The 15,203-nt window shown below is 54.6% G+C and carries 8 protein-coding genes; 5 read left to right on the top strand and 3 right to left on the bottom strand.

Annotated elements, in window-relative coordinates; translation table 11 throughout:
• The first annotated feature begins 139 nt into the window (after positions 1–139).
• Genes ABWV33_RS07220 through ABWV33_RS07210 form a run of 3 tightly spaced genes read left to right on the top strand, consistent with a single transcriptional unit; the run spans position 140 to position 9,035 of the window.
• Positions 140–2,374 (top strand): FecR domain-containing protein, encoded by a 2,235-nt coding sequence (locus tag ABWV33_RS07220; RefSeq protein ID WP_353329723.1) that lies wholly within the window; start codon positions 140–142, stop codon positions 2,372–2,374.
• A gap of 46 nt (positions 2,375–2,420) precedes the next feature.
• Positions 2,421–7,280 carry a PKD domain-containing protein gene (locus ABWV33_RS07215; protein WP_353329721.1) on the top strand — a complete coding sequence of 1,620 codons (4,860 nt, stop codon included), beginning with the start codon at positions 2,421–2,423 and terminating at the stop codon, positions 7,278–7,280.
• A 45-nt stretch (positions 7,281–7,325) separates the two neighbouring features.
• On the top strand, positions 7,326–9,035 hold the full coding sequence (locus ABWV33_RS07210; protein ID WP_353329719.1) for an adenylate/guanylate cyclase domain-containing protein: 1,710 nt from the start codon (positions 7,326–7,328) through the stop codon (positions 9,033–9,035).
• On the opposite strand, the gene ABWV33_RS07205 is transcribed toward ABWV33_RS07210, so the two are convergent.
• Entirely contained in the window at positions 9,032–9,424 is a 393-nt protein-coding gene (locus ABWV33_RS07205) for a DUF3307 domain-containing protein (protein WP_502930898.1), read from the bottom strand. The genes ABWV33_RS07210 and ABWV33_RS07205 overlap by 4 nt on opposite strands.
• 154 nt (positions 9,425–9,578) lie before the next feature.
• Here ABWV33_RS07205 and ABWV33_RS07200 point away from each other — a divergent pair, with 154 nt between their 5' ends.
• A complete protein-coding gene (locus ABWV33_RS07200) occupies positions 9,579–12,635 on the top strand; it encodes an ABC transporter transmembrane domain-containing protein (RefSeq protein WP_353330293.1) in 3,057 nt (1,018 codons plus the stop codon).
• A gap of 33 nt (positions 12,636–12,668) precedes the next feature.
• Complete coding sequence (locus ABWV33_RS07195) at positions 12,669–13,505, top strand: fumarylacetoacetate hydrolase family protein (protein ID WP_353329715.1); 837 nt, start codon at positions 12,669–12,671, stop codon at positions 13,503–13,505.
• Between the two features lie 72 nt (positions 13,506–13,577).
• Here the strand turns inward: ABWV33_RS07195 and ABWV33_RS07190 are convergent, their stop codons facing one another.
• A complete protein-coding gene (locus ABWV33_RS07190) occupies positions 13,578–13,862 on the bottom strand; it encodes an ArsR/SmtB family transcription factor (protein WP_353330291.1) in 285 nt (94 codons plus the stop codon).
• Positions 13,863–13,966: 104 nt separating this feature from the next.
• The gene (locus tag ABWV33_RS07185) at positions 13,967–15,199 is read right to left on the bottom strand and encodes a mandelate racemase/muconate lactonizing enzyme family protein (protein ID WP_353329713.1); all 1,233 of its coding nucleotides are present in this window, start codon (positions 15,197–15,199) and stop codon (positions 13,967–13,969) included.
• Between the last annotated feature and the right edge of the window lie 4 nt (positions 15,200–15,203).

The raw sequence follows: 15,203 nt of genomic DNA, 5'->3' as shown, positions 1-15,203 counted from the left end.
GACACCTGTTTTTGGGATTGGCGCTGTTATGTTGAGGGCCAGAGTTTATAAATGCCATCGACCGGCTGTTCTGCGGTTGGGTTGGGTGTTCGGGGCGATACCGTTGCTCTGGGCCACTGCTCATGCCGAAACGGATCCCATGAACGCTCCGCTACAAGTGGTGCAGTTCGGCGAGCAGGACACGTTGCGCGGGGTTGTCGGCAACTACTTGAAAGACCCGGATCTGTGGCCCGCTGTCTTAGCGCTTAACAATATCGCGTCTCCGGCGGATTTAACGCCAGGTACCGAACTGCGATTGCCGGTTCGTCAAGTGTTTGCGGCGGATGCGGCGTTGTTAGCGTCGTTGACCGCTATTCAGAAAGCCAATGCCGAAGGTGCGCGTATTTTTGCACCAGATGAAATAGGCAACGCTCTGGAAAATCGAGATGCGGCTGTCCGGCAGCGGGAAATCGGCGAATGGCGGCAAGTGGTCAGCTATGCCGGGGTGGCCAGAGACTTCGCCAAAGAGGCGCTTGATATCTCAATTGCGCAAAGGGATCGCTCGGCCGAGGCGGTGGTTTCGGATGTTCAAGGCGATGTTGAAGGCCGCGCGCCCGTAGAACCGAGTTGGTCGGGGCGGGATTTAAACGACATCTTGATCGAATTTGAGCGAGTGCGCACTTTGTCATCCAGCACGACGCAAATCACATTTCGTGATCTCAGCCGGTTGCGGCTTAACCCAAACTCCAATGCGACGATCCAAAGAATGCGCTCGGATCCGTTGACGGGGGGCGAAGTGACCAAAGTGTCGTTGGCGAATGGCGATTTTTACGCGTTGCTCAACCAATTGTCCGACAAAACTACCTTTGAGATCGAAGTGCCGGGGATCGAGACAACTACAAACTCGGCGGATTTCTGGATCAAGAATGACCAATCTGGAGCTCGGTTTGTAAATTACGACGCGCCCGGATTGGAGATCGAACAGAGTGGTCAGAAGATCCTGTTGGGCGAGAACGAAGGCGTTGTGATTTCAGGGCAAGGGGCACAGCGTGCTGCCGTACTACAAAGCCCCCGATTAGTGGCGCCGACGATGGGGGAGATCCTGTATTCAAAGGGCGCCGACCTAAGTTGGGATACGTTCGAAGGGGCTGAAGGGTACTGGCTTGAAATTGCGAGCGACGCTGGTTTCAATCAGATGCACGTTTCCGAGTGGGGTATTCGTGAGACTGCATTTGTAGCTGCAGAACTGGCCCCTGCACGGTATCATTGGCGGGTTGCGGCACTGGATAAGTTGGGGTTGCCGGGGGAATGGAGCACACCGCAGGTATTTACCCTACGCGTTGATACGACCCCCCCGTTTTTGACGTTGCTATCCCCCTCGACTGGCACAATCGAAACCAAACCTACAGTCGAAGTTCTGGGCGCGACCGAACTGGATGCGCAACTCATGCTTAACGACCAGTCGGTCGAGGTCGGGACTGATGGGAGCTTCCTGGTCTCGGTGGCATTGGTGCCCGGGGAAAACACGGTGTCGGTCATGGCGACAGACCCGGCCGGAAACCAAAGCACGCGCAGCCATTTGGTGGTTTATCGCCCCGCAAAAGCGATTGAAATCGTGTTGGATGGAGACATTGCTCGTGTTGGGGACGCGCTTGCAACGCGGTCCAAGCATTTGTCTGTATTGGCAGAAACCACAGCAGCAGAGTCGACAGTCGTGGTACGCGACCAAACGGGTGAAATCGTGGTACGCACGCAAACGAAACCCTCGGGTCTTTTGACATTTACGGTTCCTGTCGATCTGCGCGAACAGGTGTACCGGATCGAGGTTCTGGCACCGGGTGGGACCGTTGAGGGGGATCTAAAGTTCTTTGCCCTGCGGGATCAGATAGCGCCAGAGGTGGTCTTGGATTTACCACCTCCGCGGGCGACCTCTGATGAGGTGTTGCAGGTACAAGGCTCTGTAGGGGACGCTGTATTGTTGACCCTGAATGGTACGGCCTTGCCTCTGTCCGAAGGCCGGTTCAACCTTTCCGTCACCCTGTCGCCGGGTGAAAATGAATTCGAACTGGTGGCTGCAGACGCCGTTGGAAACGTGCAAATCACAAAATTAACGACCCTTTACGACATTGATCCACCAGAAATTCTGAGTGTGGATGTGCGCCGCCCGAAGGGCGATACCGGCCCCATAGAACTAGAGGTTGAGGCACAGGATGTCTCTGGCTTGCGACAGGCAGCACCTTTCGTGTTGTCGATCGATGGGGTTGAGCGTGATGGGTTCCTGAGGTGCGATTCCAACAGTGGTCTTTGCCGGGCGGTTCTGCCGTCTGAACCGGGTGAGATAGAGGTCATCGAACTGATCATAGAAGATTACGCAGGGAATGCTGCGTTTGAATAATGGATGCCGGGTTTCGGGCGCAAAACCGGTAAAGGAGGAGACGACCATGGGGATGATACGGATTTGGGCAGCGGTAACGCTGGCAGTCGCTTTGTCTCTTGGGGGGGCTCAGGCGCAAACCTTGGTGTCCGACGGAATCTTAGTGGTTTACGGCCCCAAAGCCCCGAGTCGTGAAGGGGACGTGGACCGCCGTGAACAAGTGTTCTTTTCTGTACCTGCGGACTTGAAAGATCGGGTTTACGTGCGCCTGTTCGATCCCGAAGTCGGAGGCTCTGATGATTTTACCTATGGTGGGGCGGGTGACTCTGAAACCACGTTTCGCTTGTTCGGAGGGAAGGGAGCTTTCTCTCAGGCGGAGCGCCCTGAACCGATTGCTGACCGCGCCCGCGAACCACGTCTTGTTCCGTATGATCCTGTGACGCAGCCGGGAAAGGTGATCAAGGAAAAAGCCTATGGTTCGGATCGGAAAACCGATGGCCGCTGGGTGACTTTGGGTGTGGTTAAATCTCGCCAAGGTGAGGTGATCGACGGACGCGCCTATTTCCGCATTGATGTGCAAGGCAGTAAAGGAAACGACGGCAATGGGTTTTCCTTGGATGTCAGCCTTTCACGAGACCGTAGTCGGGCCCCGGATGGGTTGCAAATGTTCGCCTATCGACCAACTGTCCGTTGGTCCGCCAACAAGGCAGCTACACAGGTCTGGTTCACCCGTACCATAGATGGCCCAATGCAGGTGCAAAGTTTTGATGGTGCAAATGGAACCTTGGCCTTGGTGACGGACTACGCCGATCTTGGGTTGCGGATTTCGGGACAGGATTTTTGGACGTCTGATACAGTTGAAACCTCTGAAACTAATCTGGCGATTAGTCTGGAAGGTGGGTTTGAAACACCCAATGATGTTACGTTGGCTGTTTTTGATGCAAATGGGAATCCGGTACCGCTGAGTATGCCGCCCCGTCGTGCGCCAACACCTGCACGCCCCACGGCAATCGCGATTGGCCGTCCGTTGGCCGATTGCCGATCCGTTGCGTTTGATGCCAGCACCTCAACCGGTGCAAGCCCCTTGGGTCATCTTTGGGATTTCGGTGATGGGCAGACCTCGACCGAGCCCGTGATTGCACATCGATATTCCGAGCCGGGGCGCTATTTGGCACGACTGGAAATTTTGGAGCCGGGAAACCGCCCGGGACGCGGTGATGCGTTGACGGTTCCGGTGCATGTGCGCAATGCGCCGGTTGCTGTACCTGGGGGGGATATCATCGTTGCACCGGGACAACCTGTAGATTTTGACGGATCTGGATCACAGGCTTCGGATAGTCCGATTTCCGGCTACCTCTGGAACTTTGGCGATGGCAACAAGGCTCAGGGAGCGCAGGCTCAAAATGCCTATACCACTCCTGGGCAATACCGAGCGGTGTTGCGGGTCCAAGACAACAGCCTGCACCCTTGTAATTTTGGAACAGCAATTCGGCGCGTGATTGTGAATGTCCCCCCGGTTGCAGAGGCTGGAACAGATCAGAGCGCGATTGTGGGGCAATCCGTCATTGCCTCGGGTGGGGCCAGCTACGATGTGGATGGACTAATTGAAACATGGCGCTGGGACATGGGCGATGGCACGGTCTTGGAAGGGCAGACGGTCACGCACCAATATGCCCAATCGGGCACCTATCAGGTTGGGCTGACCGTGATCGACAACAGCGGTGTTGCCAACAATCAAGCCACGGACGTGATGCGAGTGCAAGTCAACGCGCCGCCAGTTCCATCGTTCACCATCCCTGAGCGTCCCATTTCCGTGTCTGAGGTCGCCGTATTGGATGGGTCAGCATCAGTCGACGCCGACGGTCAAATCCTATCATATATCTGGGACTTTGGCGACGGTGCCATCGGTGAAGGGCCGGTTGCCAATTACGCCTGGACACAACCGGGCGAATTTACCGTCACCCTGTCAGTCGAAGACGACAGCGGCACGGATACAGCGCTTCAATCGGTATCGATGGTCGTGCGGGTCGATGCGGCACCTGTTGCCAATGCGGGGCCAGATCAATTGGTCAGCACAAGCGAGGTCATGTTCGACGGTGGGCAATCGCAGGATCCCGATGGCGCGGTGACTGAGTGGCTCTGGGACTTTGGCGATGGCAAAACCGCGATGGGACAGCAGGTTACGCACGCCTTTTTGCGGGCGGGGGTCTACACAGTGGCGTTGCGTGTGCGAGATGACAGTGGCGCGCCGTTGAATGTCGACCGTGATACGATGTTGGTCACGATCAATGCGGCACCAATTGCAGATGCAGGGCCCGGGCAAGTTGTGGCACCAGACGAAGAGTTTGTTATTTCAGGGCGTGCATCAGTCGATCCTGATGGCGAGGTTTCACAATATCTTTGGACGTTCCCCGATGGTACGACTCAGACAGGTCAACGGGCGGCACACAGCTTGAGCGAGCCGGGATTGCATCGTATCCGATTGCGGGTCGCTGATAACTTCCAAGGAACCCCATTAGAGGACGAAGCAGAGGTTCTGATTTCGGTCAATGCCCCGCCTGTTGCGGTGGCCGGAGCGGATCGCTTGATTGCACCGGGGGACACACTGGAATTCGATGCGGGTCACAGTTTTGATCCAGACGGGCAGTTAGCCAGCTATCGGTGGGTGTTTGATGATCTTGGAACCCCGTTGGATGCGATGACGGTTGAACGCGCCTATCTCAGCCCCGGTGTCTGGTCTGCGCAACTGGTTGTTACTGACAACAGCGGGGTTCTGAACGGCACCGCCAGTGATGATTTAACTGTTCGCGTCAACCACCCGCCAGTGGCCGTTGCTGGTGAGGCGATAGAGACGGACCGACTTTATGTCAGCTTTGATGCATCCGGGTCGAAGGACGCGGATGGAGATGCATTGATTCATCAGTGGGACTTCGGGGATGGATCTGCGCCAGTGTTTGGGGAACAGGTCACACATGTCTATGCACGCGCAGGTGTGTTTCCGGTTACCCTCCGTGTGGATGATGGAACCGGTCTGAGCAATGCACAGGCTGTTGATGCCACCACGGTGACGATCAAAGCCCGCCCGGTTGCAGATGCTGGGGGTAATCGCGATGTATGTTCCGGAGAGCCGATCTTGTTTGATGCGTCGGCTAGCACGGACCCGGATGGAGGGTTGCTGCTGTATGAGTGGGATTTTGGGGACCAAACGGGCTCAGACTTGATCAACCCAACCAAGACATATGAATTGCCGGGGATCTATCCAGTAACCCTTAGTGTTCGCAATGAATCGGGTACAGATCATGGCACCAGTCTTGACAGGATCGCGGCATTGGTCCGTGAGGGGCCGATTGCAGCGGCTGGCGAAGATCGCACGGTGTGCTCAAACCAACTGGTGCGATTTGATGGGTCTGAATCAACGGACGCGGATGGCGCTGTGAATGCCTATGCGTGGACCTTTGGGGATGGGGGAAATGGCAGTGGTGCGACACCTGTTCATATTTTCACTCGGCCTGGGGATTATGCGGTGACACTGACCATCACCGGGGACGCACAAGGGGCCTGTAGCCCATTGGATTCCGACGTTGCAAATATAAAAGTGGTGGCTGCACCGAGCCTATCGATTGTCGGATCCGAGCGCGCGGCGGTCGGGCGGCCAGCCGGATTTTCGGCAAACATCGAACAGTTGGGTGGGGCGAAGCTACAAAGCCTGACTTGGTCCTTTTCGGACGGCGAAACAGCGACTGGGCAAGACGTAACCCATGTCTTTGACGTCGCCGGAGAGTACTTTGTGACGCTCAAAGCAGAGCTGACAGGCGGGACCGAAGGGTGCAACGCGCTGGAAATCCGGCGCAAGGTTTTGGTGAATGCGGCCCCAGAACCAGTCATTGATGCGCCTGATCGCGTCGCAGTCGGACAGGACGTCCGATTTGATGCAGGAAAGTCGGTCGATAAGGATGGGGCCATCACCTATTTCGGCTGGGCGTTTGGAGATGGATCAACCGGCACGTCCGTGTCCACGGTTCACCGGTTTGACACACCCGGAACCTATGAGGTGACCTTGACTGCACAGGACGATTCCGGTGTTGGCAATAGTTCAGCCAGTGTCGTGCATGAAATTACGGTGCATCCTGCGCCTGTTGCGGGTCTGGTCTCTCCGGGGGCTGTCTGTCCTGGGGTGGGGTTGCCGTGGTCTGTTGCGGCCGATGCGGATACGCAAGTTGATTGGTTGTTTGGCGATGGGGCCACTGCCCAGGGGGCGACCGTAACACATGCCTTTGACCGTCCTGGTCTGTTTCCGGTTCGCGCTTCGCTTGACGATGGGGACGCATTGCTGAGCAGCAGGCGGTCCGAAGAAATCTATGTCCGTGTGAACGCAGAACCGATAGCTTTGGCGGGACCTGACCGGGTTGTGTGCCCGGGAACGCCTGTTGTTTTTGATGCAAGTGCTTCGGGGGATCTGGACGGTGCGCTGCAAAGCTGGGTCTGGGAATTCAGCGATGGGGTTCAGCTCGAAGGGCAAAGAGTCGAACGGATTTTTGAGAACTCAGCGGATTTGATGGTTAGTCTGCATGTCCGGGACGATAGCCAAGCGCAAGGGTGCAACATCGGGACCGATACAGCCCGAGTTTTGGTGAATGCCCCACCCGTGGTTGATGCTGGGGCGGATCGCAACATCCAAATCGGTGCTGCACATGACGTGGAACGCTTTGAAGCGATTGATGTAACTGATCCAGACGGACAAGGCGTGCGCATCTCTTGGGACTTTGACGATGGTGCAACCGCCAGCGGCGCAGTTGTTCGCCACCGCTTTGCAAGTGCGGGAGATTATACCGTCACTGTCAAAGCAGAGGATGCAACGGGTTTGTCCTGTGGGATCAGCTATGACAGCACCAAGGTTTCTGCCTTCGAACGCGGCCAAGACGGGTGAGAATTTGACACGACGGGCGGTTGGTAATCCGGTAGGCTGGTGTGGATGAGATTCCCGTTGCGCCTCAAGTTCTTTGTTTTTGCCGTGCTTTTGGCCGTGGGGCCTTTGGTGTTGGTATCACAAAACCTGACACGCCTGACACGGGATGAGCTGAAAAGTGCGGCAAACGAAGATTTGACGACGGTGGCAACGGCGTTGAGGACGTCGTTTGACAATACGTTTCAGGGGCGATGGCTGACCCCGTTGATGGTCATTCGCAATGGTGTCGACAGCTCGGATCTTGGGGTTCCACAAAAAATTTCGTTGCTGACATTGGGGCTGCAGGAACTGCCGCAAGTTGTGTCCTTGCAGTTGTCTATCGAAGGCTCTGACTTACCTATTTTGGTGACAAACGAACAGTTTGCAGCACGTTTGCGCGATGCCGGAGCGGATCCGGTGGCGGCACTCTCGACCTCGCCTGATTTGATCAAAGCTATTGCTGAAACCGGGCAATTCGGACGGCCAGTCATCGCGCGATTGGATACAACAGGGGATTGGATCGCGACCTTGGCCCTGCCTTTGTCTACACGGATCGCAGGCCGTCAGGTCATGATGGCGGCAAAGATTGATCTGACTTTGCTGGCCGACATGGTCCAGAGACATCCTTTTGCGCAACGTGGTGAAATCACGGTGGTAGATCAAAGCGGGCGGCAGGTTTTGGCAGAGAAACCAGAATTGCTGACACGACGCCAAATCGTTGCTTCGACATTGCCGCTGATTGTGGCCAGCGCCCGAGCTGACGCCCTGGAACCTTATGTTCGACCTGATGGGATCGCTGTATTGGGCGCTTATGCGTTTCCTGAATGGTTTCCATGGGCGGTGATAACCGAGTTGCGCGAAGACAAAGCCTATGCAGTCGTCAATGCGATCACTCGCCAGATCCTGATCGTGGGCCTGTTTGGGTTTGTGTTGGCCTCACTGGGGGCGTTTCTGTTTGCGCAGCGCCTGACGCGGCCCATTCTGAAGATTGGTGAGGCCGCAAAACAAGTGGGTGAGGGTAATTTCGCCACCCGAGTCCAGAACGTTCGGACACGAGATGAAATTGGGGACCTGGCATTACGGTTTAATGAAATGATTGCTCACCTTGGTGAGCGCATAGAATTGATGAAATTCGTGTCTCACGGCACGGTTTCAGCCATCCAGCGCGCCGATCAAGAAGGCATGGAACGCGGAGGTGAACGGCGTCGTGTATCGGTCATTTTCACGGACATTCGAGGCTATACAGAATTTTCGGAAAGTGTTCCGCCTGAAGTGGTGATCGAGGTGCTGAATCAGTACTTTGATGTTCAAGCGGATATCGTTGAGGCCCATCATGGGGATGTCGACAAATTTGTTGGCGACGCTTTGGTTGCAGTTTTCGAAGGCGAAAACATGGAAGCGCGGGCTGTGGCTTGTTCGGTTGAAATCAACGAAGCCATGGCAGGTTTGTTGGAGCACCATCCAGAACATGGGCTGCATGTTGGGATCGGGGTGGCGTCTGGTGAGGTGGTGATGGGCGCGATGGGAGCCCGCGAGCGGATGGATTTCACAGTTCTGGGATCGACGGTCAACCTATCAGCGCGTTTGTGCAGCAAGGCGGAACCGGGGCAGGTTTTGGTCGATCAGGCCACACAGACAGCTGCGCGTTTGAACGATGTGATTTATGAAACACTCAAACCGATTGCACTAAAGGGGTATGCAAAGCCGGTCCCCGCTTTTGCCGCGCTGAGAAATTAGTGCGCGTAGACGACCCAGAGCCATGCCATCGCAATATATGTAAGTTGATGTAAGCATTGATCAAATCCGGCAGCACGCCAGAAAATGGCTTGGGTGGGGTTTAGTTTTCTCTTTTCAGAATAGCTGGCTTTGCCGAAATCAATATGGAAATGGACGATCCATTCCAACGCGACGATGATCGCTACGAAAAGCGGCGGTGCCCCCACTATCATAAAGACCAGTATTGAACCTAGAACGTGAACACCAGCATGTTGCGCGCGACCCAAATGCCAGTACTCGCCACGTCCACATAGCATCTTGGGTGTTTGCAGGAAATAATCCGCAAACATATGCTTGACCTGAAAAAGACCGAGCAAGATAAAAACTGCGCCAAGCGAAACGGGCAACATGCACCTCCTCGGGATTGCCTAGTAAGAACTTAAGCGGTTCAAGGCTTGGCTGCAAATGAACAAATTCACATTGTACGAGAACGGTCTCTGTTGTGAATACTATTTGCACCAATGGGGTTGAGCGCGATAGGCTGGTTCCTATCTTGGTTTTAACATATCGTTTCGGTTTTTTTCGCCATGCTCAAGTTTAGGGATTGGCCCCATAGAACGTACTCTTTTTCGCTTTATCTGGAAGTATTCGAAACGTGATCAGTTGGTATTGCTGGCGGTCACGACGACATTGTTTCCTCTGCTCTATCTGACGCTGGAGTTACCGAAGCGGATCATTAACGATGCGATCGGAGCTCAAAGCAGCACAATCGAAGCCTTCGGGTTTGTTTTCGATCAGGTAACATTCCTCGGCGTTTTATGCGTTGCGTTTTTGCTTGCTGTGTTGGCGCATGGTTTGATGAAAATGCGGATCAACACCATGAAAGGGGTGTTGTCTGAACGCATGTTGCGCCGGTTCCGGTATATGTTGATCGGACGTATTCTGCGGTTCCCACAACCTTACTTTGAACGTGTCAGTCAGGGCGAACTGGTGTCGATGGTGACCGCCGAAAGCGAACCAATGGGCGGTTTGATGGGGGATGCTATCAGCCAACCTGTTCTGCAAGCCGGTCAGATGATCACGATTCTGTCTTTCTTGTTCCTGCAGAGTTTCTGGTTTGGCTTGGCGGCGGTGGCCCTAATTCCTTTGCAGGCCTGGTTAATCCCGAAGCTGCAACGCCAGATCAATCTTCTGAACAAAAAACGAATCCAGGAAGTCCGGACCCTTGCTGCTCAGATCGGAGAAAGTGCAGCGGGTGCTTCGACGCTACGGGCCAACGGCGGTTGGCGGTATCGAATGGCAAGTGTGACAAATCAATTGGGTCATCTGTTCGACATCCGGTTTGAGATCTACCAGAAAAAGTTCTTTATGAAGTTTCTCAACAACTTCATTTCGCAACTGACGCCGTTTTTTTTCTTTTCGATCGGTGGGTATCTGGTGTTGCAAGGGGCTGTGTCCCTTGGTGCGCTGGTTGCGGCTTTGGCGGCGTACAAAGATCTCTCCAGCCCGTGGAAAGAACTGTTGGCCTATTACAACCAAACGCAAGACATGTCGCTGCGGTGGGAAGTGATTCTTGATCGCTTTGCGCCACCGGGGATGGTTGATGCTGAGCTGTTCGAAGGAGAACCAGCTGAGCGCCCAAGACTGAATGGGGACATTGTTCTGGATCATGTTTCGGTGCGGGATTCGGATGGCAATCTGGTTCTAGATGAGCTGAATGCGACGTTACCCGCTGGTGGTGTGATTGGGATCAAGGCCCCAAGCGAAGAAGATCGCCGCGCCCTGTCCGAATTGCTCACACGTGAAATTGTGCCTTCGAGTGGAACGGTCACATTGTCCGGATTGGATTTGTCCACCTTGCATCAGGCGGTTCTGGCATCGCGTGTTGGCTTGGCGACGTCTCGCCCTGTTATGTTCCAGGGTACATTTGGCGATAACGTCATGATGCCGATGCGCTATCAGCCTCAGGGAGAAACCCGATTGCCGGCCTTTTATGCCGAGGCCCAACGCGCAGGAAACAGCCCGGACCCCTTTCATGCGGATTGGTTTGACCCAAAACAAGCAGGGTTCGAAACACCAGGTGCGGTTCGCGATTGGTGGTTGCGCTTGGTCGAAGGGCTTGGGTCGGGCGCGGCCTTATTCCGCCGTGGCGCAGAGCAAAGCTTTGAATATCTTGATCACCCCGAACTGGCGGACCGTTTGATTGAATTGCGGCCAAAGGTGCAACAGGCCGTACAGGATGCTGGATTATCGCAGCACGCCTATTTCTTTGATCCAGAAACCTACAATGCTGCTTTGCCTGTGGCTGAAAACCTGTTGTTTGCTACCCCCAAGGTGCCATTTACGTTGGAGTTGTTGTCAAAACAGAGTGAGTTCCTCGCCAAGTTACGCGATCTTGGTCTTGATGAAACGCTGGTGCGCCTGACGCAGGATGTCATTGATATGCTACGCCAGATTTTCGGGCTGGATGGTACGGATCACCCACTGTTTCGTAAGCTCGGACTTGATGTAAAGGTGTATGAAACTGCCGTTGAACTGGTCGAAAAAACCCGCGTTGACGAGACCACAGTATTGGACGATGCGGACCTTGCTAGTCTTTTGGCGGTGCCATTTCGCATTTCTGCGGACCAGATCGGGCCAGCTTTTTCGGATGAGCTCAAAAAACGGATTCTGGAAATTCGACAGGGACATTCAATCGAATTGCTGGGATGTCTGGATAACGTATTTACCCCTTTGTCGGCGGGTGAGTTTGCGCCGGGTTTGAACGTTTTGGACAATGCACTGTTTGGTAAAGTGAGCGAAGTCAGTGGTGCAAAAGCAGATGAATTGCGCAAGCTGATCACCGATGTGCTTGTTGAGAACGGTGCGCAAAGTTTGGTGATTGAATTAATTTATGACGTTCCGATTGCGTTGGGAGGGGCCAACTTACCTGCGATCTTTGCAGAGCCGCTGGCTTTTACGCGCGCGACGATCAAACGGCCTGATGTTCTGATCTTGGACAAGGCTCTAGCCAGCTACGATATGCAGACCCAGATTGCGGTCTATCAGAATTTGCGTTTGCTTTTGCCTGATACGACTGTGATTTATCTCAACGATCAATTCCAATCGCCTGAAGTTTTCGATGTTTTTCTGGAGCTGGATCAGGGGCGTCTTGTCACTGAAGATTTACGCGAAGACGTTGCTGAAGACAGTGTTGCTTCGGCTGATTTGGGGCGCAAGTTGCGGGCTTTGGAACAAACGCCTTTGTTCTCTGGGCTGGACCGTCGCCAGCTGCGGCTATTGGCGTTTGGGGCACGATGGTATTCGGCGCAGGCCGGCGAAACCGTGTTCTTGAAAGATGATGAACCGACCGATGGCGCCTATGTTCTAATCTCGGGCGAGGCGGGGCTGTATTTGCCCAAGGGCGAAGGAGATGATGAGCTGATCGTCAAGGTTGGACCGGGGGCTTTGGTTGGCGAACTTGGATTGATCCGAAAAGAGCCGCGCGCCCTGAGCATGGTCGCAGAAGAAGAACTGACTTGTCTTCGTATCGGAGAGGAAGAGTTCTTGGCAGTCGTCGAAAACGATGCAGCGACTGCGTTCAAGCTGTTGCAGGTTGTGTCTGGGTATGTTTCCAACTGAACTGACTGCTGGTTGAACATAAAAGGATATGCGATGAAATTGCTGCGCTATTATGATGGAGACAGTGTGTACCCAGGGGTGTTGGATGCAACAGGAACCCTGCGCGCGCTGTCCAGTGTTGTTCCTGATATTGATGGGGCTGCACTGACATCTGGGGCATTGGACGGAGTTGATGTTGATGCATTGCCAATCGTGCCGGGAGAGATGCGATTGGCTCCCTGTGTTGGCGGCGTGGGAAAATTCCTGTGTATCGGATTGAATTACTCGGACCACGCCGAAGAGGCAGGTATGCCTATCCCGAAACATCCTATTCTGTTCCTCAAGGCCAACTCGGCGATTTCTGGCCCGCATGATGATATCTTATTGCCGCGCGGATCTGTTGCCACCGATTGGGAGGTGGAGTTGGGGGTCGTGATCGGCAAGACCGCAAAATACGTTAACGAAGCCACGGCACTTGATCATGTCGCTGGGTACTGTGTGATCAACGATGTGTCTGAACGTGATTTCCAAACCAAGCGCACTGGCCAATGGACCAAGGGGAAATCTTGCGACAGTTTTGGACCAATCGGGCCTTGGTTGGTCACCAAGGACGAAATTTCCGACCCGCAGAATCTAGGTTTGACATGCGATGTAAACGGCGAGCGAATGCAAACCGGATCAAGCGATAAGATGATTTTCACAATCGCTCAAATTATTGCCCACCTGAGCGAAATGATGACCCTGCATCCGGGCGATGTCATCGCGACAGGCACACCACCGGGAGTAGGTATGGGTATGACGCCGCCGAAGTACCTGAAGCCGGGTGATAAAGTGCGGCTCGAAATCGAAGGTTTAGGCGTTCAGGTCCAAACTGTTAGGGCTGATGATTGAGCGCGCGTGCGCATGATGACCTCGGGTTTTTTAGGCCCGAGGTGAGCGTTTCTTGAGTTTTTTTGGCAGAGTTCAGTGTTCTTCGCAGAATAACCGGTACAGGAGGCCAATCACTTGTTCGGTGTTCCGGTCTAGCAGCGAATAATAGATAGTCTTGCCATCTCGACGCGTTGTAACAAGCCCTTCATCGCGCAGACGCGCCAACATTTGGCTGACCGCAGCTTGGCGAATTTCAAGCAAGTTTTCCAGCTCAGTCACGGACTTCTCACCGGTGCCGAGGTGGCACAGGATCATCAACCGACCTTCATGGGCCAGTGTCTTGAGATATGCGGCCGCTTCGGCGGCGCGCGCTGCCATGTCTGTGGTGGTTTCCGGCGTGAGTGTTGGAGAGGCTTGGATCGTCACATTATTCGTCCTGAATGCGTTATTCCGTCCATAATGCCCTATTTCCCTGTCTACTTCTAGCCCTCCTTGGCGGGCGCACCACCTTGAAACGCATTCCCGTTCACGTAGTCACATGGTGCATCCTGCATTTCGAGGTGAAGCCCACTGTCCAAGTAAGGGTGAGCGCGGGCTAAATCTTCGTCGACTTCTATCCCTAAACCGGGGGCGTCTGGAGGTGTGACATAGCCATCTTCGACTTGAATGGTTCCCTTGATCAGAGCGTCATGGAAAGGTGTTTCGATGGTTTCCAAAAGCAGGATGTTCGGAATGGACGCGGCCAACTGGATGTTTGCCGCCCATTCAACCGGACCCGCATAGAGATGTGGAGCCATCTGTGCATTGAACAGTTCGGCGATGGCCGCCACTTTTTTCATTTCCCATATCCCGCCGGCACGACCCAACGCAGGCTGAAGGATTTCTGCCGCTTCGGCGCGCAGAACGGCTCCGAATTCGGTTTTGGTTGTCATACGCTCGCCAGTGGCAACGGGGATACGGACATTGCGGGCAACGCGCGCCATATCTTCGATGTTGTCTGGCGGGGTGGGTTCTTCGAACCAGAGCGGAGAATAGGGCTCCAAGGCTTGTCCCAACCGGATAGCACCGGCCGTATTGAATTGGCCGTGGGTGCCGAAAAGCAGGTCTGCCTTGTCTCCGACGGCTTCACGAATGGCTTTGCAGAAGGCCACCGACATCGAAATGTCTGACATGGCGGGCATATGGCCGCCTCGCATTGTGTAGGGCCCGGCGGGATCGAACTTCACCGCAGTATACCCACGACGCACCATCTCAGTTGCGCTCTCAGCGGCCAGCTCCGGCGATGTCCAAAAGGTATCTAGATCTTGGTGGGGCAGAGGGTACAGATACGTATAGGCCCGAATACGCTCATTCATCCGGCCGCCGATCAAGGCATGGACTGGGCGATTTCGGTCTTTGCCCAAAATATCCCAGCACGCGATTTCTAACCCGGAAAACGCACCCATGACGGTTAAATCGGGACGCTGAGTAAAGCCGCTGGAATAGGCACGCCGAAACATCAGTTCGATGTTCTCGGGGTTTTCGCCCAACATATGCCGTTCGAACACGTCGCGAATAACATGGGTCATCGTTTGGGGGCCGATGGACGAGGCATAGCATTCACCCCAACCGGTAATCCCTGTATCAGTGGTTACCTTAACGAGGATCCAGTATCGCCCGCCCCAACCGGGGGCTGGGGGAGCGGTGATAATGACATCGAGATCTTGCAGCTTCATCGAC

The sequence above is a fragment of the Phaeobacter sp. NW0010-22 genome (assembly GCF_040365955.1).
In the GTDB taxonomy this organism is placed as follows: Bacteria; Pseudomonadota; Alphaproteobacteria; order Rhodobacterales; family Rhodobacteraceae; genus OMPR01.
Note: the sequence above shows the minus strand (reverse complement) of the source record. Positions and strands in the feature narration are given on the sequence as shown.

Excerpts from the sequence above, each read along its gene's own strand:
- ABWV33_RS07195 (WP_353329715.1), top strand. The coding sequence starts at position 12,669 with ATGAAATTGCTGCGCTATTATGATGGAGACAGTGTGTACCCAGGGGTG.
- ABWV33_RS07190 (WP_353330291.1), bottom strand. The coding sequence starts at position 13,862 with ATGGCAGCGCGCGCCGCCGAAGCGGCCGCATATCTCAAGACACTGGCC.
- ABWV33_RS07210 (WP_353329719.1), top strand. The coding sequence starts at position 7,326 with ATGAGATTCCCGTTGCGCCTCAAGTTCTTTGTTTTTGCCGTGCTTTTG.
- ABWV33_RS07220 (WP_353329723.1), top strand. The coding sequence starts at position 140 with ATGAACGCTCCGCTACAAGTGGTGCAGTTCGGCGAGCAGGACACGTTG.
- ABWV33_RS07205 (WP_502930898.1), bottom strand. The coding sequence starts at position 9,424 with ATGTTGCCCGTTTCGCTTGGCGCAGTTTTTATCTTGCTCGGTCTTTTT.
- ABWV33_RS07215 (WP_353329721.1), top strand. The coding sequence starts at position 2,421 with ATGGGGATGATACGGATTTGGGCAGCGGTAACGCTGGCAGTCGCTTTG.
- ABWV33_RS07185 (WP_353329713.1), bottom strand. The coding sequence starts at position 15,199 with ATGAAGCTGCAAGATCTCGATGTCATTATCACCGCTCCCCCAGCCCCC.